The organism is Anaerostipes sp. AF04-45 (assembly GCF_003461725.1).
Classification (GTDB): Bacteria; Bacillota; Clostridia; order Lachnospirales; family Lachnospiraceae; genus Anaerostipes; species Anaerostipes caccae.
This window is the reverse complement of record NZ_QTXQ01000007.1, coordinates 186725-206383: the sequence shown is the minus strand read 5'-3', so window position 1 is coordinate 206383 and position 19659 is coordinate 186725. Positions and strand designations below refer to the sequence as shown.

Annotated in this window: 18 protein-coding genes; 2 read left to right on the top strand and 16 right to left on the bottom strand. The window is 42.8% G+C overall.

Going from position 1 to position 19659, the window contains the following annotated elements:
- From DWV34_RS12315 to DWV34_RS12305, 3 genes are all read right to left on the bottom strand, one after another.
- A partial coding sequence (locus DWV34_RS12315; protein ID WP_243000862.1) for an Ig-like domain-containing protein occupies positions 1–781 on the bottom strand: 781 nt, incomplete at its 3' end.
- Between the two features lie 166 nt (positions 782–947).
- Complete coding sequence (locus DWV34_RS12310) at positions 948–2942, bottom strand: S8 family serine peptidase (protein WP_022261064.1); 1995 nt, start codon at positions 2940–2942, stop codon at positions 948–950.
- Positions 2939–5614 (bottom strand): YfhO family protein, encoded by a 2676-nt coding sequence (locus tag DWV34_RS12305; protein ID WP_009290613.1) that lies wholly within the window; start codon positions 5612–5614, stop codon positions 2939–2941. The genes DWV34_RS12310 and DWV34_RS12305 overlap by 4 nt, the downstream gene beginning before the upstream one ends.
- A gap of 206 nt (positions 5615–5820) precedes the next feature.
- Here DWV34_RS12305 and DWV34_RS12300 point away from each other — a divergent pair, with 206 nt between their 5' ends.
- Both DWV34_RS12300 and DWV34_RS12295 read left to right on the top strand, forming a co-directional pair.
- The gene (locus tag DWV34_RS12300; RefSeq protein WP_118476371.1) at positions 5821–6255 is read left to right on the top strand and encodes a GtrA family protein; all 435 of its coding nucleotides are present in this window, start codon (positions 5821–5823) and stop codon (positions 6253–6255) included.
- A 227-nt stretch (positions 6256–6482) separates the two neighbouring features.
- The gene (locus tag DWV34_RS12295) at positions 6483–7196 is read left to right on the top strand and encodes a PIG-L deacetylase family protein (protein ID WP_118476369.1); all 714 of its coding nucleotides are present in this window, start codon (positions 6483–6485) and stop codon (positions 7194–7196) included.
- Positions 7197–7232: 36 nt separating this feature from the next.
- On the opposite strand, the gene DWV34_RS12290 is transcribed toward DWV34_RS12295, so the two are convergent.
- From DWV34_RS12290 to DWV34_RS12230, 13 genes are all read right to left on the bottom strand, one after another.
- Positions 7233–8165, bottom strand: coding sequence for a glycosyltransferase family 2 protein (locus DWV34_RS12290; protein ID WP_118476367.1), 933 nt, complete (start codon positions 8163–8165; stop codon positions 7233–7235).
- 10 nt (positions 8166–8175) lie between these two features.
- Positions 8176–9405 (bottom strand): CdaR family protein, encoded by a 1230-nt coding sequence (locus DWV34_RS12285; RefSeq protein WP_118476365.1) that lies wholly within the window; start codon positions 9403–9405, stop codon positions 8176–8178.
- Complete coding sequence (gene cdaA, locus DWV34_RS12280) at positions 9383–10207, bottom strand: diadenylate cyclase CdaA (RefSeq protein WP_108912362.1); 825 nt, start codon at positions 10205–10207, stop codon at positions 9383–9385. Before cdaA ends, DWV34_RS12285 begins: the two co-directional genes overlap by 23 nt.
- Positions 10208–10266: 59 nt before the next feature.
- The gene (locus tag DWV34_RS12275; protein ID WP_006565731.1) at positions 10267–11223 is read right to left on the bottom strand and encodes a hypothetical protein; all 957 of its coding nucleotides are present in this window, start codon (positions 11221–11223) and stop codon (positions 10267–10269) included.
- Complete coding sequence (locus tag DWV34_RS12270; RefSeq protein ID WP_006565732.1) at positions 11201–11662, bottom strand: hypothetical protein; 462 nt, start codon at positions 11660–11662, stop codon at positions 11201–11203. The genes DWV34_RS12275 and DWV34_RS12270 overlap by 23 nt, the downstream gene beginning before the upstream one ends.
- A 104-nt stretch (positions 11663–11766) precedes the next feature.
- Positions 11767–12675: a metallophosphoesterase family protein gene (locus tag DWV34_RS12265; protein WP_006565733.1), complete on the bottom strand. Its 909-nt coding sequence runs from the start codon at positions 12673–12675 to the stop codon at positions 11767–11769.
- A complete protein-coding gene (locus DWV34_RS12260; protein ID WP_009290607.1) occupies positions 12672–13874 on the bottom strand; it encodes a DUF4474 domain-containing protein in 1203 nt (400 codons plus the stop codon). The genes DWV34_RS12265 and DWV34_RS12260 overlap by 4 nt, the downstream gene beginning before the upstream one ends.
- Before the next feature lie 213 nt (positions 13875–14087).
- Positions 14088–16001: a lysine--tRNA ligase gene (lysS, locus tag DWV34_RS12255; protein WP_118476363.1), complete on the bottom strand. Its 1914-nt coding sequence runs from the start codon at positions 15999–16001 to the stop codon at positions 14088–14090.
- A 12-nt stretch (positions 16002–16013) separates the two neighbouring features.
- On the bottom strand, positions 16014–16493 hold the full coding sequence (greA, locus tag DWV34_RS12250; protein WP_006565736.1) for a transcription elongation factor GreA: 480 nt from the start codon (positions 16491–16493) through the stop codon (positions 16014–16016).
- An 85-nt stretch (positions 16494–16578) separates the two neighbouring features.
- Entirely contained in the window at positions 16579–17577 is a 999-nt protein-coding gene (gene dusB, locus DWV34_RS12245) for a tRNA dihydrouridine synthase DusB (protein ID WP_118476360.1), read from the bottom strand.
- Entirely contained in the window at positions 17561–18328 is a 768-nt protein-coding gene (locus DWV34_RS12240) for a type III pantothenate kinase (RefSeq protein ID WP_009290604.1), read from the bottom strand. The genes dusB and DWV34_RS12240 overlap by 17 nt, the downstream gene beginning before the upstream one ends.
- 3 nt (positions 18329–18331) lie before the next feature.
- A complete protein-coding gene (locus tag DWV34_RS12235; RefSeq protein ID WP_118476358.1) occupies positions 18332–18661 on the bottom strand; it encodes a DUF6145 family protein in 330 nt (109 codons plus the stop codon).
- A gap of 12 nt (positions 18662–18673) precedes the next feature.
- Entirely contained in the window at positions 18674–19657 is a 984-nt protein-coding gene (locus tag DWV34_RS12230; protein ID WP_118476356.1) for a biotin--[acetyl-CoA-carboxylase] ligase, read from the bottom strand.
- Positions 19658–19659: the final 2 nt, after the last annotated feature.

Here is a 19659-nt window from a genome sequence, read left to right as displayed (position 1 = left end):
TGGCACTAAAATAACGTGCGGTTAGTACCTCCCACATTCTGCCGTCGGACAGTATATCTGTCTCTGCGCCCCAAAAGCCTGCATCTCCTGCTAACTCAAATGCTTTTACCGTACTCTCCGGCGCCTCAGAACTTAATCCGCGGTGTGCCACAAACTTTGCAGAACTGCTCGTAATCTTCCCAATCACCCTCACAGGATAGCTTGCCTTCTTTTTGCTTCCATCCGCTGCTGTTGCTGTAATCGTCGCTGTCCCCTGTCCTTTTGCATAAATCTTTCCCGAAGAATTCACAGTTGCCACCTTAGTGTTTGATGACTTATATGTAACTTTTTTATTATAAGCATAAGACGGCGACACCGAAGGCTTCCTTGTATAATATTTACCCTGCTGAAGTACGGCTTTGCTTTTATTAAAAGATACCTTGGACACTTTCTTTGTCTTTACTGTAACCCTGCATCTTACCTTTTTAGATTTTTGTGATTTTATTCTAGCTGTTATGTAAGCCTTTCCATTCTTCTTGGCAGTTACAACTCCTTTAGAATTGACTGTTGCAACTTTTTTATTGCTGGAATACCACTGTATTTTCCTTTTCTTCGCCTTAGACGGCGTAATCTTTACTGTAAACTTTTTCGTTGTTCCTCTGTACATGGTCTTTTTAGAAGAAACATTAGAGAATTTGATTTTTTTCACCTTAGGAGTTTTGGCTGATACACTATTTGTGCCCATCAAAATAAACGCCATACATAATGATGCCGTTCGCAGTAAAAATTTTAGCTTTTTCATACTACACCTCATACTTTCTCTCTCAAGCTGAACAATAAATATCAGTCCCCATCCTAACCCTATATCTGTGATTCCCTATTTTATCACAAAAGTAACATATCTACAACATATTTGCCTAATTCTTTTAACAAATTCAGACATTTCTCAACTGATAATGAGAGCTTTTTTACGATAATTTTATTTTCTTGATGATCTCATTCCCACTTTTGTCTATGACATATACGGTATAATAACGGCCTTTTTTTCCTTGAAATTCTGCTTTCCCTTTTTTATTTTTTAATTTCGTTCCTTTTTTCCCTTTTTTAAAATAGGAAACTGATTTTTTCCCTTTTGCATATCTGAATTTCAAGGTCTTCTTGCTCTCATCTGAAGCTGTTATTTTGACCTTAGCACTTTTTCGGCTCTTTCTATATTTTTTCACTTTAAGCTTCGGCGCTTTCCCCGCAGTTATTTTTACTGTCTTTACTGTCTGATTTCCCGCATTGTCTCTGGCATATATCGTATAATAGTCTGTCTTTTTAACTTTAATGGAACTGTTTTTTACAGAATAACCCCTTTTCCCGTTTGCAAAGTATGAAGCAGTCTTCTTGCCCTTTATGTATTTTACTTTTGTAATTTGCGTACTGCCTCTTTTCTTCGCACTTACCTTTACCAGAGAATAATTCTTTTTCTTTGATGTCTTTACCGTAATATATGGAGGATAATAATTGGAATTGACGGTCTTCTCAGCATTTAAATACCCGCCGGAAGCTGTCTTTCCATTCAAGCTGCTGAGTCTGGTTGCTCCGCGTTTCAGCGCAGATTTCACCATGGCCGGTGTTACTCCCGGATATTTTGCATAGATCAGCGCCGCCGTACCCGTCACCATCGGAGCTGCCATGGACGTTCCACTTTCAATGATTCCTCTTTCTCTGACACCCAGCCCAAAGATATCAGTTCCGGGAGCAGCCAAAAGCACACTCTTTTTTCCATAGTTTGAATACCCGTCTAAATATCCGTTGTAATCCAGATTCGCAACAGATATTACGTTGCTGTAATTATAGCTGGCAGGATAAACAGGATACCGGTCATTATTATTTCTCTCATTTCCGGCGGCGCAGATAAACAGCATATCTTTATTTTCTTTTATCACATCCCGGAGCATCCTGTCGTTTTGATAGGAGCCAAAGCTGAAATTGCAGATTTTTGCCCCCATCTTTTTAGCATATTTAATTCCTTTTATGACGCTGAGTGTTGTTCCCTCTCCCTTTTTTCCGCCCAAAACTTTTATGGACATGAGTTTTACATTTGTACCGGACGCAATGCCTGCGATGCCGTATCCGTTATTGCGGACAGCGGCAATCGTACCGGCACCATGGGTACCATGGTCATCTTCATAGGAAACATCTCCATAAGAGTCTACATAATATTTATTTGAATATACCTTATTGTTATTATTATAGAAATTCCACCCGTAAATATCGTCTTTATAACCGTTCTTATCGCTGTCTTTTCCGTTCTTCTTTTCTTTCGGATTTTTCCACATGACAGACTTCAGATCAGGGCTGGTATAATCCACACCCGTGTCAATATTTGCCACAATTACTTTTTGGGTATTTTTTTTATTCAGCTGTTTCCAGAGATTCTTTACATTAATGTCCAATCCTTCTTTTTGTGGAATAGTAATGCCCTGTCCCCCTTGCTGATCATGGACATAATCTGTGAGATTCGATCCGTAGTTCAAGAGTCCCCACTGTACATAAAAGAACGGATCGTTGACTCCTGCTGTCTTCATCGCAGTCTCTTTCCCTGATGTTCTGCCGTTTCCGTCTACCAGCCGATAGACATAGTTTGGCTGAACATATTCTACGTCGCTGTTCTGATCCAGTTCTTTTACTGCTGCTGCCGTCTCTTTCTTTGTATCTGTCTTTACGACAGCCATGGAGTCCGTCACCTGCTGTGCATCTCCCGGGGACTCATCCATGATGTTTTCCTTTTCATTCTCGGACAGGCCGTCTTTAAACTTTACAATGACTTCCTTTGTTTTATATTCATCTGTATCTGTGACAGAAACAGATGTATTTTCTGCTGTATCCGCCTTTACTTCCTTTATCTCCGGCTGAAAAAGCGAGAGATTGCCTACAAGGCAGACTGCTGCCAATCCTCCGATTATTTTTCTCATATAACTCCTCTTTTCTTTCTCATTATTACTATATAAATAATAAATATACATCCGGCCATACTGCTGACGGCAGCCCCTGGAACCAGCCATGGCGTCCGGTATCTTAAAGTGATCTTGTGTTCTCCCGGCTTCAGCACCAGCCCCATATGCATTCCATTTGTTTTTATGATTTGCTGCTTCTCTCCGTCAACTTCGGCTGACCAGCCCTTGGAATACGGAATCGGAATACATAATAATTTTGTTTTCTTCGTCGTGATCTCTCCGGTAAAAACATTATTCTTATAGGAAATATTTTTTAATGAATTACGTTTTCTGTTCTTCATCTCCTTTTTCATATCCTGTGGCTTCACAGAAATAAGCGAAACCTCATCCACCTTATACGTTCCGGTACTCGGAAACTGGAATTTAAGTTTTCCGCTGTCCGATATCTTCATCAGATAATCATGTCTTCCAAAATAGTAGGAGCTCATCTTATCCTGAATATAAATATGGTGTTCCTCCGAACCGTCTGTCACATCAATTCCGCGGTTTCCCTTTTTCCCTTTCAAAGCAATCTCGCCAATATTAGACTTATTCTTTGTCAACGGACTGTAATGAAGATTTTTTATATAAATATAGTGATCTTTCTCCGGATCGAGTTTTAAACGGTATTCTTTACTTTTACCGGCCTTATTTACAGACGTACTGTGTTTCCCGGAAAGAATTTTGTCTTCTGTCTGCGCTGCCAGGCTGCTCTGCTTTTTCAGGCCTTTTACCTCATCTTCCAGAACCGCACATTTCAGCATGGCCTGCTCCCGCTCTGCTCCATTCATTGTATCATATTTTTTTTGGCTGATCCATGAATCATAGGTATAACCAAACGGAAGTGCATACGGATTCTCATACACCCTCGATTCTTCTGTTTCATCCAGGAGACGGTATCCCTCCAGCTTCTGGTCTTTCGGCACCGCAATATATTTTACAGAAGCAAGACTTAAAAGTCCCTGCCTGAGATCCAATCCATGGTATTTGTCTGCGTACTGCATTCCCAACGTCTCATAACTTTTTACAGCTTCCATTGTTTCCTTTGGAATAATGCTGTAATAGGCACTGACTGTATTCAGCCCATCCAGCAGTCCATAATTGTGAAATCTCTGGCCCTCATCGTGCACTCTGACCAGCTGTCCGCCCGCCTGTTTTCTCAACCGTTTATTTTCCTCTGTCTGAATCGCTTTCAATGCCTCTCCTGAATCTAAAAATTCACCGGCATAGTACCTTCCCCCGTCACCAAAGCGGTAAAACCCATGGACTCCTATACTGGCCACAACCAGGACAGCAACGGCAATCCGAGTCACCATATGTTTATCATCCATTCCTTTCCACTGAAAGAAGAGGAAGACCAAATAAAACAAGAACAAAAAGATGCCTGCGATGTAAGCCCCATCATTTTTAAATACTTCCGGCTTGCTCAGCTCTGCCACTTTGATGATCAGATTATAGATTGAAATGCCCACCAGAATACCGATAATCTGGCGTTTTGACATGTGAAAGAGCCTCGGATACATTTCAGCCACAAGCAGTGCTATAATAAATGTAAACGCAAAACTCCAACGGTTGGTCACATAAGAAAAACCATTGAAAATATAACCAAAAACAGGGAGTGCCAGGAATACAATGCATCCGACAAACGCCATCTTATACTTTTTGTGTTTCATTCTCCTTGAGTACATTAAAAACAATACAACAATACCGGCAATCGGAATGAAGCCTACGTTGGTAGACTGTCCGCTATTTCCATATCCAACAAAGTTTTCTAAAAACAAAATGTAATATTTGAAAGGATATGCGATCAGATTGTGGATCTGTCCGCCGCCTCGTCCATTTCCTAAAAAACCATCGACTGCAGGCAGAAGGATCACTGCCGACAGGGCAACACCCAGTATATAATAACCTGCAAAGTTTCTGAGCAGAACAAAAAAATTCTTCAGCCGCTCTTTTGTATAGTATTGATAAAAACGAATCAGCGCATATATTACCGTAAAAATAGTCAGCATATATAAGAAATAGAAATTACTCATAGATGCCACAGCTGTGATAACAATGAATAAATACGGCCGTTCCTTTTTAAAAATCTTTTCAACACCAAGGCATAGCAGTGGAAAATAGATCATCGGATTGATAAAAAACGGATGTCTTAGCCCTGAACGAAACGTGAATCCGCAGAATACATAGACAAGCGCCCCTAAAACTACTGCAAAATTATTTTTATTCATCTTTCTTCCGTATGCCATAAATGCGGCACCGGCTAAAAACATGCGCAGCAGAATCATGAAGTTATACATAATCTCTGTATGCTTCACAGGCACAAAAATATACAGAAGATTCAGGGGATCTCCGATGGCATAGTAGTTTAGAGTCGATAAAATATCGCCCCCGTAACCGAGACTCATATTCCACATAGGAAGAGACAGATGTCCTGATGCAATATTTCCAACCAATTCCCGCAGGTAATGTCCCCAATAAGCCAATGATTCAAAATGTTGTGACAGCCCGTCCTCTACCCCTGCGCCCCAGATAAAAGACTTACCCTCCGCAATAAATGGATAAAATGCCGTAAAGCACATGAAAACAAATAACATGAGATATAGTAAATAATATTTCCTTGTATTCTTTGTATTCTTTTGTGACGTCATGAATGTCTCTCCTTTAAATCTTATCTTCCTTTTCAAGAACAAAGTTTTCAAAATATGATTTATTATACCATAGACGACTATATATTTCCATATTACTGTTCAGATCTTTGTTAATGTAAGAAATTCTTCATATTGTTGCAAAATATTGTATGTAATCTTATAATATAATAAGTTAAAATCAATGGAAACCGAAAGAGGAAATCAATATGATCAATATAATAAAAAAATTATGGAATAATCAAGGGCTCCGTTATGTTTTTTTCGGAGGATGCACAACTCTCGTCAACCTTCTAATTTTTAATGTTTTGGTATACGCCTGTCAAGTAAACTATACGATCAGCAATATCATTTCTGTCGCTTCGGCTATCGTATTTGCTTTTGTTGTGAATAAAATCTTTGTCTTTGTATCCAAAAGTTCTTCCTGGAAAGAAATATGGATTGAATTCTGCCGTTTTGTTCTGGGCCGTCTTTCTACAATGATCATCGAAGTCGGCGGTGTTTTTGTTCTCGTCCAGTATATCAGCCAGGCAAAGTGGCTTGCAAAGCTGGAAACTCAGATTATCGTTACAATCGTAAACTATTTCATCAGTAAATTCCTTGTATTTAAAGAAACAACTGCAAAGGATGAAACAACTTTATGATCTTGCGCTAAAATTTTTTTGACCATGGTATCATTTCATTATATTATCATTTTGTTACATTTTGAGGGACAATATAACAGATATTTTTATAAAGTTAAATTATCTTACAAAATGTCGAACTCTCTTGAAAACCTCTGCCTTTGATTCTATAATAATGTAGCTTATATAACTCATCCGTTATATAAGATTTTACATTCAAATTAGAAACTCTCAAAACGGAGGCCGTCATGAAACTTGACCGTTCACAAAAGATAATATTATGCTTCACTTTAATTTTTGCCTTTGTTCTGGCAGTACACAGTACTTCTCTGCCGATCAAAGAGGATGCCACAAATAAATATTTGGACACATTGGACTTAAAAGGTGTTGACCGCCTTATGATTGTGGCACATCCCGACGATGAGTCCCTGTGGGGCGGCGCCCACCTTGCAAAAGACCGGTATCTGGTTGTGTGCCTTACCAATGCAAATACATACCATCTCACAAGATATAAAGAATTCAAATATGCCATGCATGCGGCAGGTTCCCCGAGTATTATGCTGAATTATCCGGACTATGTCAACAGAAAACGCGTCTCATGGGAGCCATATAAAAACCGCATAGAGCATGATATCCAGACATTGCTCCGGTATAAGAACTGGAAAAAAATTGCCACACATAACCCTGAAGGAGAATATGGCCACCCTCACCATATCGGAACATCTAACATCGTAACTTCTGCCGCAAAAAAAGAACATGATTTTGACCGGCTCTATTATTTCGGCAAGTATTACAGGCAGCTCCCTCCTGACCGGCCCATCGGTCCGCCTCAGGATCCAAAATACATGCGGGTCAAAAAAAGGATGTTTCCCTACTATTACAGAGAACGCAGAACGATAAGAAAGCACCGGCAGATGCACTACTATGAAAATTGGGTCAAAGCGACTGACTGGGATTCATAGCAAAACAGCGGAAGGATTCAGATCCCTCCGCTGTTTTTAGTTTACGTTCTTTGTCTCTGTTATTTCCGATATAATATATCTCGGCCGCATTTTCACTTCTTCGTAGATTTTCGACAGATAATATCCGATCACTCCCAGACTGAACATCAGAATGCTTCCAATGATCAGCAGAAGCAGTATAACTGTCGTAAAACCAGCCACAGCCCTTCCGCTGAAATACAGATACAGTGATTGTACTGCCAGTACGATTGCAAACAGGAAAAAGATCACACCGCAGAATGTAACCACCTGCATTGGCACAGCACTGAACGAAGTAATATTGTTAATGGCATATTTGAACAGTGACTTCATGGACCACTTTGATTCTCCGGCCTCGCGCTCCTGGACATGAAATTCCACATAAGTAGTCTTAAACCCAACCCAGGAGGACAATGCCCTAAAAAATACATTTCGTTCTGGTAATTTTAAAAACTCATTTGCTGCTGCACGGTCTAAAAGCTTAAAGTCAGATGCCCTTGACATATCGACACCCGTGGCATTGCTGATAATCTTATAAAAGGTTTTAGCAAAAAATTTGTGAATGAATCCTTCTTTGCCTCTGGATGCCTTCACACCCTCTATTACCTGATAGCCCTGTTCCCATAACCGATACATTGTAACCAGCGTCTCAGGTGGATGCTGAAGATCACAATCCATAACCGCTATACAATCACCGGAAGCATTGGCAATACCTGCGAATACAGCCCCTTCTTTTCCAAAATTTCTCGAAAAACAGACTCCTTTCACATTTGGATCACATTCGGCTACCTCAACGATTTTTTCCCAGGTCTGATCTTTTGATCCGTCATTTACAAAAACAAGCTCATAGCTTATTTTTTCCTTTTTCATGAGTTCTGTGATAACCCCTGCAGCTTTTTCTATCATCTGTTCTTCATTATAAGCCGGAAGGACGATTGACATTGTCTTCATAATTAGGCTCCTATTCTGATACTGTGATTTTTACCTGTACGTTTCCTATGATGTCCATATTTTTTACTTCTTTCAGCTGGACCTGGACCGTATGCGTGCCGGTTTCATAGACAGAGACGTCAATCTTCGGATTTAAATCCTTAGCCGTCAAATCGTCTACAACGGATTTCAGCCCCGTCACTTTGATCGGTACTTCAGACTGGTCGAATTCAATCTTATAATTATTTTCATTATTGATCAACTGGATCTGATCCGTGGAGAGAGTGATCGTTCGTTTTTTATACTTCTCAATGTTTGCTTTTACGACGATATCTTCGATCTTGCTTGTGTCTTTTACAAATGTGATCCCTTCCGGCAGTTTGATGTCCGCTGCTTTGATGGTCTTTTCTATACTTTTTGTACTGTTGCTTATGTCGATCGTAGAAAGTGCGATCTCATCAACCTGTTCCAACGCGTCCTGCTCACCGGTAATCTCAATCTCCTCAGGTGAATAGTCAATACTTCCAAGGGCATATCCCTTAGCCGGAGTTCCCTTTGTCTTGACTACAATCGGCACGGTTTTAGTCCTGCTGAATTTTATTTTCACTTTTACTTCATCATTGTCCAGCTTCAGCCGGGACTGATCTACCTGTTCTCCTTCACTGTCATAGCAGACAACTTTATGAGTGATCGAGATGTCCTTTTTCAGGCCGGTAACGTCCACGATGACCTTGATGGATTTTACCTGCTTAACCACACTTTTTGGCCCTGAAATGGATATCAGGTTCGGCGCGGCCGTTTTGCTTCCAACTGCATAGCCCGATGCCGGTCTACCCGTTGTCTCTACCGTTACCGGTACCTGGACTCTCCTCAGGTCTTCCAGTTTCACTTTAACGCTTTGGTTGTTGCCTGATACAATCTCCAGCTGATCTGCAAATTTCAGCGGTACAATCTTAATAGGAATTGAATTCACTTTTGACATGGAAGATACATCTGCGGTAGCCCGGAAGTCACTTTTCTTGAGCTTATCGAGGACTGTTTTTTTGCCTTTGACCGTAAAACTGACGGTTGAACCCTCCGTGATCTTATAAGTCCTGTTCAGTTCATCCAGAACCTGTTCATTGAGCATATCCACAGGAATATTCGAAAAAGATTTTGTGATCACCGGGTCCTCTGTATTAATGACAAACAGCCAGAGAAGGATTGCAAGAACAAGAGAGAATACTTTTAATATGAGATCATTTCCTAATTTTTCTTTCATTGCGGTTCAATCCTTTCCAGAGTCTGAATTTTCTTCCGTCGCTGTAATCACTCTTTACCACAGCCAGTCGGTCTCGCAGCTGCTGCGGGGTCAGTCCCCTGTAAATCCTGCCTCCCTGGGCAATGGAGATGCCTCCCGTCTCCTCTGAGACTACAATCGTCACGCTGTCGGAAACTTCGCTGATTCCCACCGCCGCCCTGTGCCTGGTTCCCAGTTCTTTTCCTATCTCAAGACTGTCACTCAGCGGAAGGTAGCAGGTTGCCGATACGATCCGGTTGCTCCTCACGATCACTGCCCCGTCATGAAGCGGCGTGTTGTGCTCAAAAATATTAATCAGCAGCTGGCTGCTCATTTTCGCGTCAACAGGAATTCCTGTCCTCTCATACTCTCCCAGAGGAACCTCTCTCTCCAATACGATCAACGCTCCGGTCTTAACCTTTGACATCTCGATAGTAGCACGAACGATTTCCTGTATGGTCCGGTCCGTATATCCTATTTTTTCATCCCTGCTCTCATCCGAAGAAAAAAGATTTACGATCGGATTTTTCCGACCGAGCTGTTCCAGGGCATTCCTGAGTTCCGGCTGAAAAACGATGATCGCCGCAGTCACTCCCACTCCCATTGTATTATTGATGAGCCAGGAGATCGTGTGCAGCTGAAAAACATAAGCAGCCATTGCCACGAAAACAAGCAGCATGATCCCTTTTAACAGCGTCCATGCCCTTGTATTTTTGATCCAGCGGGCAATTTCATAGATCAGCACGCTGACAATCAGGATATCCAGAATATCTGTAATTGACATCTGCGGAATGGACAACCAATATAAATATTTTTCGATGACTGATAAAAACTGCTCCAAATCTACTCTCCCTTATGTTTTTTAAATCCAAATTTCTTGCCTGAAGGATTAATCTTTGTAATATTGATTTCCTCTTCGTTGACCCTGCTCTTCGGAATCGCTTTGACGTAATAGTAATAATCCTCGTCCTCGAACTCCATCGTCTCCTGTCTGGAATAGTCAATGACAACTTTGAAAAACTGCATGATCATGACCGCCAGGATGCTTAATGCCGCGACAGCCAGTTCCCCTGCGATATCTACACGGTTGCCCGTAAAAAACCCTCCTACGAGGACAACGATTACATAGGCAATCCCTCCGATAAAAATCGAAAAGTACCATCCATAATCCACCTGCATTTTTCGAATGCCCACGACCAGTGCCGCTACAAATATAAAACAGAGGATATATACAATCAATTCCTTATTTTCTATAGTTCCCTGAAGCACAAAATTATACAGCTGACTTCCGAAGGAGCCGTTGTTTACCTGTACAACACCGCTTTGGACCGTCATAGCAAAAATATATAAGAATGTGCCCATGACGATGGCCGGAATCCCTGTAATGCCGATAAAAGACCCTACATAAAGCGGCACCACAGCAGGCAGATGAAAAAAGAAAAATACCGGTGTCATAAACAAAAGATATCTCATCCCCGGAAACATTCTCTGATATAACAGATAGTAAATACCAAGTATTATGAAATATAAGATTCCAATCTCAACAGATACCATGGATAAATGAATGATGATGATCAGATTGCAAAGTAAAAATGTCATTGAAAATGGAAGAAATACACAGATTCCTGCCAAGATCAGGATACTGAACGGCTGATTCAACACTTTGGAATACCCAAACAGGGAGTTTATCACATAAAAGATAAACACTCCTCCGATAAATTTTCCCACCGGGCCGCAAACCTGCCAGTGGGAAGACAGGAAATTCAAAATTTTTTCTCTATAAATCAATAATTTTTCCATCTGCCAACTCCTCTGCATCCATATCTATCTTAGGACTGTTGTCCTCTTTTTCTTCCTCTTCGTAAACTTCAAGAAGCTTTTCAAGCTGTCTTTCATAAGCTTTGATTCGTACCATGGCCTCATTATAGCGCTTCTCTGCCCTTCTTCTGGTAGACTTTACATAGCAGAAAAAAAGAATCCCGAAACAAATCAGTATCAGTATTGCCGGAACAGCAATTGTGCCCTTCCTCATCATGGAAATCACATCCTCCATGCGGAAAATAACAATAATCCCTGTTAAAAGAAGCAGTGCAACCACTAAAGCCACGCCTACTTTCATCGTCTCCATTCTTACATAATCACCGCAGCTGTACCGGTTTATGCGTAAATCTCCGGTTCCCTCTTTTTTTTCATATTGGGCCAGGGACGTCATAATCTTTACTTTTTCTTCTGAAATCACAGGATGTACCCCTCCTTCTTAGCTGCATATCTGGGCATGGTGACATTATATCACAAAACAAGGTACAGACCAAGGAGTCTGTACCTCATAATTTACTCTTTTATTTACTTCTCTGCTGCGGCATACTCTGTCAGGGATACCGGGTCCTCCAGTACCTCTCTCTCAACCCTGAGTATTCTGTCCTCTCCGGACCGGACAGACCATTTTACGAGAGAAATCCGATTGTCTTCAATTTCAATACATGTAATACACCTGGGATGCACACAGCTTCCGGAATTAAAATAGGTTCCTTCTCCCGGTTTTGAAAACGCCGGCCGGTGCGTATGCCCGGCGATCAAAATCTTTTTTCTGCTGCTGCCGTAATCGGCCAGTCTTTTTTCGATCCGCTCTTTAGCCTTTCTCGGACGTCCGGCTCCGGTGGGATCTAAAAACCCGATCAATTCCATATATCTCCATACATATCTCACTAAAAACCTGGAAACCGGCCAAAGGGTATCATTCAGAAAATCACCCTGATGTCCGTGTACCATAAAAATTTCTTTTCCATCTTTTCTGTTTCGGAAAATCAGCCCCTCCCGGACAGAGATATCCGGAAAGAGAGACTGCACCTGATGGGCAGCATCGCAGTAATAACATCCGCAGTGCCTTTGCATATAGCTTTTATTCCGTTTCACGATGTCATGGTTTCCATATACCATATAAAGCCGTTTCTCTTCGTAGAATCTCGACATCATCCAGAAAATGTCATCATGAACCTCTACGATTGTCTTTAATTTTCTGTTTTCCCACAGCTCGTCACCGTCTCCAAGCTCAACATAGGTAAAACCTTTCTGAAAATAATACTCCAGTGCGCCAAAACACACTGCCTGATTAGCCAGAAAATTATCTCCTGCATTTCCCTGTCCTCTGTGGCAGTCACTCATAACTACCAGTTTTGTGCCGGAATCAAATGGTATAACTGGAACATGTTTATATACCTGATCCAATTTCCGCTCTACTGCCCGGCAGTTCATTCTTCTCTGTGCTTTCCGCAATGATGGCAGGAATCTGATGGCCGGCAGCAGCAGTCATTGGAATCACACTGCCGTCTCGGCGGACAGGATCGGCACGGATGGCATGGGAGTTCCGATGGACATGGCGGATGCGGTGGGCACGGCGGTTTTGGCGGACACGGCGGCTCTGGCGGACACGGCGGTTTCGGTGGACACGGCGGCTTTGGCGGACACGGCGGTTTCGGTGGACACGGCGGCTTTGGCGGATGCGGCGGTCTTGGCTCGGGCCGCTTTCCCGTCAGCCAGTCTTTGATCCATCCAAATGCTTCATAAATTCCTTTTGCGTAAAGAGAATCCACAAAGATTGTATAGAGCTCCGGCATGACAGCCTTTATATATTCAATCTTATCAAGTGTATTTGGATATTTTTCTGTGGTAAATTCATACAGCCTGCAGTTATTTTTATTGGTTTTCTGTACAACAGCTTCCTGAATGCCGTCTCTGGCTTCCGGCTGCACTGAATGAGGTTCCGTATAATGGATATTCACAGTATTCCTGCGCACCGAAAATTCTCTTCTTCTATAACCAAGTTTCTTCAAACTATCTATAAAAGAATCCCTCATTTCACGGTTTGGAAACGTGATGGATGCGTCCATAGTAAGAGTATCCGTCTCTGAAAACTCACCGAGTTTAAAGCCGGTCAGCCACCAGTGGACTGCCCTGCGGCGCAGAAGAACTTTTCCGTTTTTCCTCAATACATAAGATAACGGAAGTCTCTCATCATCCTGTATATTTTCATAGAAGGTTCCTTTGAATTTTTCGTGATCGATATCCTCCCGTTTTGTGTTGTAGATACCGATCTCTCCTCCTGTTGTTATTCCATACTGTCCCTTCCACAGTTCGATCAGCCATCTCTTTCCTCCATAGGAGAATTCAACAGGCTCACAGTCCATGATCATATTAAACATCGGCGCTGCTTCATCATAAAGCCGGCAGTATCCGACCTCACGCTGCCAGCAGTCCATCAGTGAATAAAAGTAGTCACCGTTTATTTCATACGCAAACCCGGCATCTTTCAGGTCGGCATTTAATTCCATTTGCTGGCGCTGTATATCCGCAGTCGGACGGAAACGGCGGCTTCTGATACGCCATATGATCAGGGCAATCAGCACAGCCGCTGCTACAACAGCCAAGATAATGATAATAGATGTTGCTAACACAATATTTCTTCCTTTATTTATCTTCGTAATACATTTTATTCCACATCTCCTTTTTTCGTTACTTTTTGACTTTGACTAAAAATTCTTTCAATTTCTATTTCTTGGCCATAACAGAAAAGGACACCTCTCTAACATATTTTTTAGAAAAGTGTCCTTGTAGTACTATATATTTATCTGTACTAAGATGGGGCTTATTTTAAAAAGCTTGAAGATTTAATACAGCTTTGCTCCCGCCGGGATCCGGTCATCTGCCATCAGCAGATTTAATCCCTCTCTGCCATCTTCCTCATGTACTGCTGAAATCAGCATACCCTCAGAATCAATACCCATCATCTTTCTTGGGGGCAGATTTACGATTGCGACTGCTGTCTTTCCAATCAGTTCTTCTGGTTCATAATACTCGTGAATACCGCTTAAAATCGTGCGTTTCCGGTCTGTTCCGTCATTCAGAGTGAATTTCAGAAGCTTCTTTGACTTCGGAACCGCCTCACATGCCTCGATCTTCACGGCACGGAAATCGGACTTGCTGAAAGTGTCAAAGTCAACCATTTCTTCAAAAAGCGGCTCGATTTTTACATTGGAAAAATCAACTTTCTCAGCCGTTTTTTCCTCTGCTGCAGCAGCTTTTTCCGCCTTTGCCCCGCCCTTCTTGGCATCCAGTGACTTCATTGTCGGGAATAACAGCACATCCCTGATCGCTGATGAGTCTGTCAGCAGCATGACCATTCGATCGATTCCAAAGCCAATGCCTCCTGTCGGCGGCATACCGATCTCTAACGCATTTAGAAAATCTTCGTCTGTGGAATTTGCTTCTTCGTCACCCTGGGCAAGCAGTTCTTCCTGTGCCTTAAACCGTTCTCTCTGATCGAAGGGATCATTAAGCTCGGAGTAGGCATTTGCCATTTCCCATCCGTTCATGAAAAACTCAAACCGTTCCACATAGTCCGGATTTTCCGGCTTCTTTTTTGTAAGAGGAGATATCTCCACCGGATGATCCAAAACAAAGGTAGGCTGAACAAGTTTATCTTCCACAAACTCCTCAAAGAACAGATTGAGGATATCTCCTTTTTTATGGCGCTCTTCATATTCCACATGGTGTTCATCCGCAGCTTTCCTTGCGTCTTCAACCGTATGGATCTCGTCAAAGTCAACACCTGCATATTTCTTTACAGCATCAACCATCGTAATCTTTTCAAACGGTTTGCCCAAATCCATCTCAATGCCATTGTAGGTAATCGTGGTGCTTCCCACGACTTCCTGTGCCAGGTAACGGTACAGATTTTCTGTCAGCTCCATCATTCCATTATAATCTGTATACGCCTGGTATAATTCCATCAGCGTAAATTCCGGATTATGTCTGGTGTCCACACCCTCATTTCGGAATACCCGGCCAATCTCATACACTTTTTCCAGACCGCCGACAATCAGTCGCTTTAAATAAAGTTCCAGAGAAATACGGAGTTTTACGTCTTCATCCAATGCATTATAGTGGGTCTCAAACGGTCTGGCCGCTGCTCCCCCGGCATTCGGCACCAGCATCGGTGTTTCTACTTCCATAAATCCCTGTCCGTCTAAGAAAGAACGGATCTTGCTGATGATCTTAGAACGTTTAATAAACGTGTCTTTAGATTCCTCATTCATGATCAGATCCACATACCTCTGGCGGTATCTGGCATCGGTATCCTTTAAGCCATGGAACTTCTCCGGAAGGGGCTTCAGACTTTTTGATAAGAGTACAACCTCTTTTGCGTGGATGGACTTTTCCCCGGTTTTGGTCACAAATACAGTTCCTTTGATTCCAATGATATCTCCGATATCCATCTTTTTAAAATCCTTGTATTCCTCTACACCGATTTCGTCTCTGGCCACATATGCCTGAATACGTCCCTCAAGATCCTGAATATTACAGAAAGAAGCCTTTCCCATGACCCTTTTGAACATCATCCGGCCTGCAACAGACACTTCTTTTCCTTCCAGTTCTTCAAAATGATCTTTAATCTCCATAGAGTGGTGCGTTGTATCATACTTCATGATCTCAAACGGATTTTTCCCTGCACTCTGTAATTCTTCCAGTTTATTTCTGCGTACCCTGACAAGTTCGCCCGCATCTTTGTTCTGTTCTGCCACTTTCCAACCCTCTTACTTTCTCTTAACGTCTAAAACTTTATATTGATTCACCTGGCCTACGCCTTCCACTTCTACCACATCTCCGATCTTCGCCCCGAGCAGTGCCTTGCCGATCGGTGCTTCATTGGAAATCTTATTATTCAGGATATCGGCCTCTGTGGAACCGACGATATGATAAGTAACTTCTTCCTTAAATGTAAGGTCCTCTAACTTTACAAGGCAGCCAAGGCTGATGACACCATGCTGGAATTCCTCATCGATCACCTCTGCATTTTTCAGGATCTGTTCTAATTCTTCGATCCTTGCCTCAATGTCCCTCTGCTCATCTTTCGCAGCATCGTACTCAGCATTCTCTGATAAGTCTCCCTGCTCTCTCGCTTCTTTGATCTTCTGGGCTACTTCTTTTCTTTTGACAACCTTTAAATCCTGTAATTCATCCTCTAAAGTTTTTAAACCCTCCTGAGTCAGAATATTCTTTTTTGCTTCTGCCATATTTTCGCTTCCTTTCCTTCTATATCAATCCTTCTGTCCGTCTGGTTCGTACACGCTCATCCGTAAATTATATCTCAGTACTGTTTTATTTGTCAACAGAGGACGCCCCGTTATTTCTGATGATCGCCTCCAGTTCCCCTATACTCTCTGCATGGTTTACCTGATCTCTCAGCTTTGCCGCACCGGCGAGCCCATGGGTATACCATGAGACATGCTTTCTCATCTCCCGGATGCCGATGTATTCGCCTTTGCACTCGATCATCATTCTCGCATGTCTCAGAATCATCTGGATAACCTCTTCAATCTCCGGCCGCGGCATCAGTTCTCCTGTGTCAAAATAATGACATAGTTCTTTGAAGATCCACGGATTTCCTTTGGCTCCTCTGGCAATCATAAAGCCGTCACAGCCGGTCTCCCGAAGCATCGCTTCCGCATCCAGAGGTGAATTGATATCACCGTTTCCTATCACCGGAATGGAAACGGCTTCTTTGACCTGTCTTATGATATCCCAGTCCGCTTTCCCGGAATAATACTGTTCTCTTGTTCTTCCATGGACAGCGACTGCTGCCGCTCCGCTCTGTTCTGCGATCCTTGCCATCTCCACTGCGTTTACATGTTCATCATCAAAACCTTTTCTGATCTTCACCGTTACCGGTACACTTAACCTGTCTGCCATGGCTTTAATGATCTTTCCTGCAAGGACAGGATCTTTCATCAGAGCCGATCCGTCTCCGTTATTTACAATCTTCGGCACCGGACATCCCATGTTAATGTCTATAAGGTCAAAGCCCATTTCCTGGACCCGGACAGCCATATCCGCCATCAGTTCCGGTTCTGAGCCAAAAATCTGCGCCGCAATGGGCCTTTCCCATTCTTCTTTTGCAAGCAAAGGTCCTGTATTGGGACTATTGTAATACATACCTTTTGCGCTGACCATTTCTGTATAGAGAAGTCCCGCACCCATTTCTTTGCACAGCAGCCGGTAAGGAAGGTCCGTGACTCCAGCCATCGGGGCCAGCAAAAAAGGATGGTCTATTTTAATGTCTCCAATGATCAGTGGGTTTAGTCTACAGCTGCTTTTCATAAATAATCCGCAATCCCTTCAATGTCAGTGTATCGTCAAAACAGTTGATCTCCGGCACTTCCCTGGAAATCATCTTTCCAAGCCCCCCGGTCGCCACGACTTTCATGTCTTTAAATCCCGTTTCCTTCTTCATCTGCTCAATGATATATTTGGTCTCCCCGATCACTCCGTACATAAGTCCCGCCTGCATGCTTGTGATCGTATTTGTGGCAAGGATACTCTCCGGTGTCTTGATCTCGATCTCCGGAAGTCTTGCCGCTCCCTTCCATAATGCATTGGCAGAGGTTCGGATGCCCGGTGCGGTGACTCCGGCCAGAAATACTCCGTCTTCCGTAACCACGTCATAGGTAGTGGCCGTCCCGTAATCGATTACCAGAGTAGGCCCCCCGTAAATTTCATAGGCAGCTACAAGGTCCACGATACGGTCTGCTCCTACCTCCCTGGGATTCAGTCTTCCCAAGTTGATTCCTGTCTTGATGCCGGGTCCGACGATCACCGGAGTCACATCAAAATATTTGATGATTCCGTTGGTGAGAGAATACATGATATTCGGCACAACCGATCCGATGATCGCAGCGCTGATCTGTTTTGTATCCAGCCCCTTGGCGGCGATCATATCCCGGATCAGGATTCCGAACTCATCTGAAGTTCTCGGAAGTTTCGTTGTGATACGAAACAGTTCCACCAGATCCTTCTCCACAAAGATACCAGCTGTAATATTGGTATTTCCCACGTCCATAGTCAATAACATTGCTTATACCTCTTCTCCCAGAAAGAACACCCGAAAAAACAGTTCCAGCGATTCCCAGAGTTCCGCTCTGTCCCGCTGCATTTCTTTTATCTTCAGTGCACTTCCGATTTCATCATAAAAATAATCATTTTCCGCTGCTGTCGTTTTAAATGACAGCTTCCCGTCCTCATCAAACTCAAGCGTTAAGATGCCCCCGATCTCTTCTGTGTACAGCACACAGGCAATCTTTAATTCATCCTTGATCTGCTGAGGAAGGGATTCAAAATCTTCATTTAAATAATATTTCTTTTCATATCCATTGGAACCGCATAGAGTTATGGTCTCCTGATACATACTTCCTCCTGTTTATACACTGTAACCGTGGATTCCCCGTATCGATACTTCTCCAGAAAAAATCTCTCTGGTCCGTCCAAGAGAATCTTCCACGATCAATTCTCCTCGCCGGTTGATCCCCCCGGACTTACACATATATTCATCATTTCCCTTCATAACTTTGATTTTCTGTCCGCGATGCGCAAGAAAACTGTTGTATTCTTCCATCAACATGGAAAAATCCTGAGTTTTTTTAAAGATCTCATAATCATGCTCAAAATGTTCCAAAACTCTACAGAGAAGTGCCATCCGGTCAGCAGGTTTTCCCGTCTCTAAAAGCAGAGACGTAGCTTTGTCCCTGACTTCTTCCGGAAATTGTTCAATATTGGCATTGATCCCGATTCCTACAACAATATAATTCAGTTCATCCATCTGAGCACTCAGTTCCGTGAGGATTCCGCATACTTTTTTTCCGTTGATCAGGACATCATTGGGCCATTTGATCTTTCCGTCAATGCCTGCTGCATCTTTGATTCCTTTTTCTACAGCCAGAGCCGCCACAAGGGTCAGCATGGAGCTGTTTTCCAGTTCCACATCCGGTCTCAGCACAAAACTCATCCAGACACCCTGTCCCGGCACTGAAACCCAGGAACGGCCTCTTCTGCCCTTCCCTGAAGTCTGCTCTTCCGCCGTCACAAGTGTCCCATGAGAAGCTCCCGCCTCCGCGAGTCTCCTCGCCTCCAGATTGGTGGAATCCACTGTCTTCATCACCTTAACCGTTTTACCAAGCCAGGAAGTTGACAGACTGCTCTTTATATCTTCTGCCAGAAGAATATCCGGGCTTTTCACCAGTTTATATCCCTTATTACTCACAGAGTCAATGACGTAGCCTTCTTCTTTTAATGCCTTTATATGTTTCCAGACTGCGGTTCTCGACACCCCGAATGTTTCGCACAATTCCTGCCCGGATACATAGCCGCCGCATTGTTTTAATCGTATGAGTATCTTTTCTTTCATTG

Excerpts from the sequence above, each read along its gene's own strand:
- DWV34_RS12310 (WP_022261064.1), bottom strand. The coding sequence starts at position 2,942 with ATGAGAAAAATAATCGGAGGATTGGCAGCAGTCTGCCTTGTAGGCAAT.
- DWV34_RS12305 (WP_009290613.1), bottom strand. The coding sequence starts at position 5,614 with ATGACGTCACAAAAGAATACAAAGAATACAAGGAAATATTATTTACTA.
- DWV34_RS12300 (WP_118476371.1), top strand. The coding sequence starts at position 5,821 with ATGATCAATATAATAAAAAAATTATGGAATAATCAAGGGCTCCGTTAT.
- DWV34_RS12295 (WP_118476369.1), top strand. The coding sequence starts at position 6,483 with ATGAAACTTGACCGTTCACAAAAGATAATATTATGCTTCACTTTAATT.
- DWV34_RS12290 (WP_118476367.1), bottom strand. The coding sequence starts at position 8,165 with ATGAAGACAATGTCAATCGTCCTTCCGGCTTATAATGAAGAACAGATG.
- DWV34_RS12285 (WP_118476365.1), bottom strand. The coding sequence starts at position 9,405 with ATGAAAGAAAAATTAGGAAATGATCTCATATTAAAAGTATTCTCTCTT.
- cdaA (WP_108912362.1), bottom strand. The coding sequence starts at position 10,207 with ATGTCAATTACAGATATTCTGGATATCCTGATTGTCAGCGTGCTGATC.
- DWV34_RS12275 (WP_006565731.1), bottom strand. The coding sequence starts at position 11,223 with ATGGAAAAATTATTGATTTATAGAGAAAAAATTTTGAATTTCCTGTCT.
- DWV34_RS12265 (WP_006565733.1), bottom strand. The coding sequence starts at position 12,675 with ATGAACTGCCGGGCAGTAGAGCGGAAATTGGATCAGGTATATAAACAT.
- greA (WP_006565736.1), bottom strand. The coding sequence starts at position 16,493 with ATGGCAGAAGCAAAAAAGAATATTCTGACTCAGGAGGGTTTAAAAACT.
- dusB (WP_118476360.1), bottom strand. The coding sequence starts at position 17,577 with ATGAAAAGCAGCTGTAGACTAAACCCACTGATCATTGGAGACATTAAA.
- DWV34_RS12240 (WP_009290604.1), bottom strand. The coding sequence starts at position 18,328 with ATGTTATTGACTATGGACGTGGGAAATACCAATATTACAGCTGGTATC.
- DWV34_RS12235 (WP_118476358.1), bottom strand. The coding sequence starts at position 18,661 with ATGTATCAGGAGACCATAACTCTATGCGGTTCCAATGGATATGAAAAG.
- DWV34_RS12230 (WP_118476356.1), bottom strand. The coding sequence starts at position 19,657 with ATGAAAGAAAAGATACTCATACGATTAAAACAATGCGGCGGCTATGTA.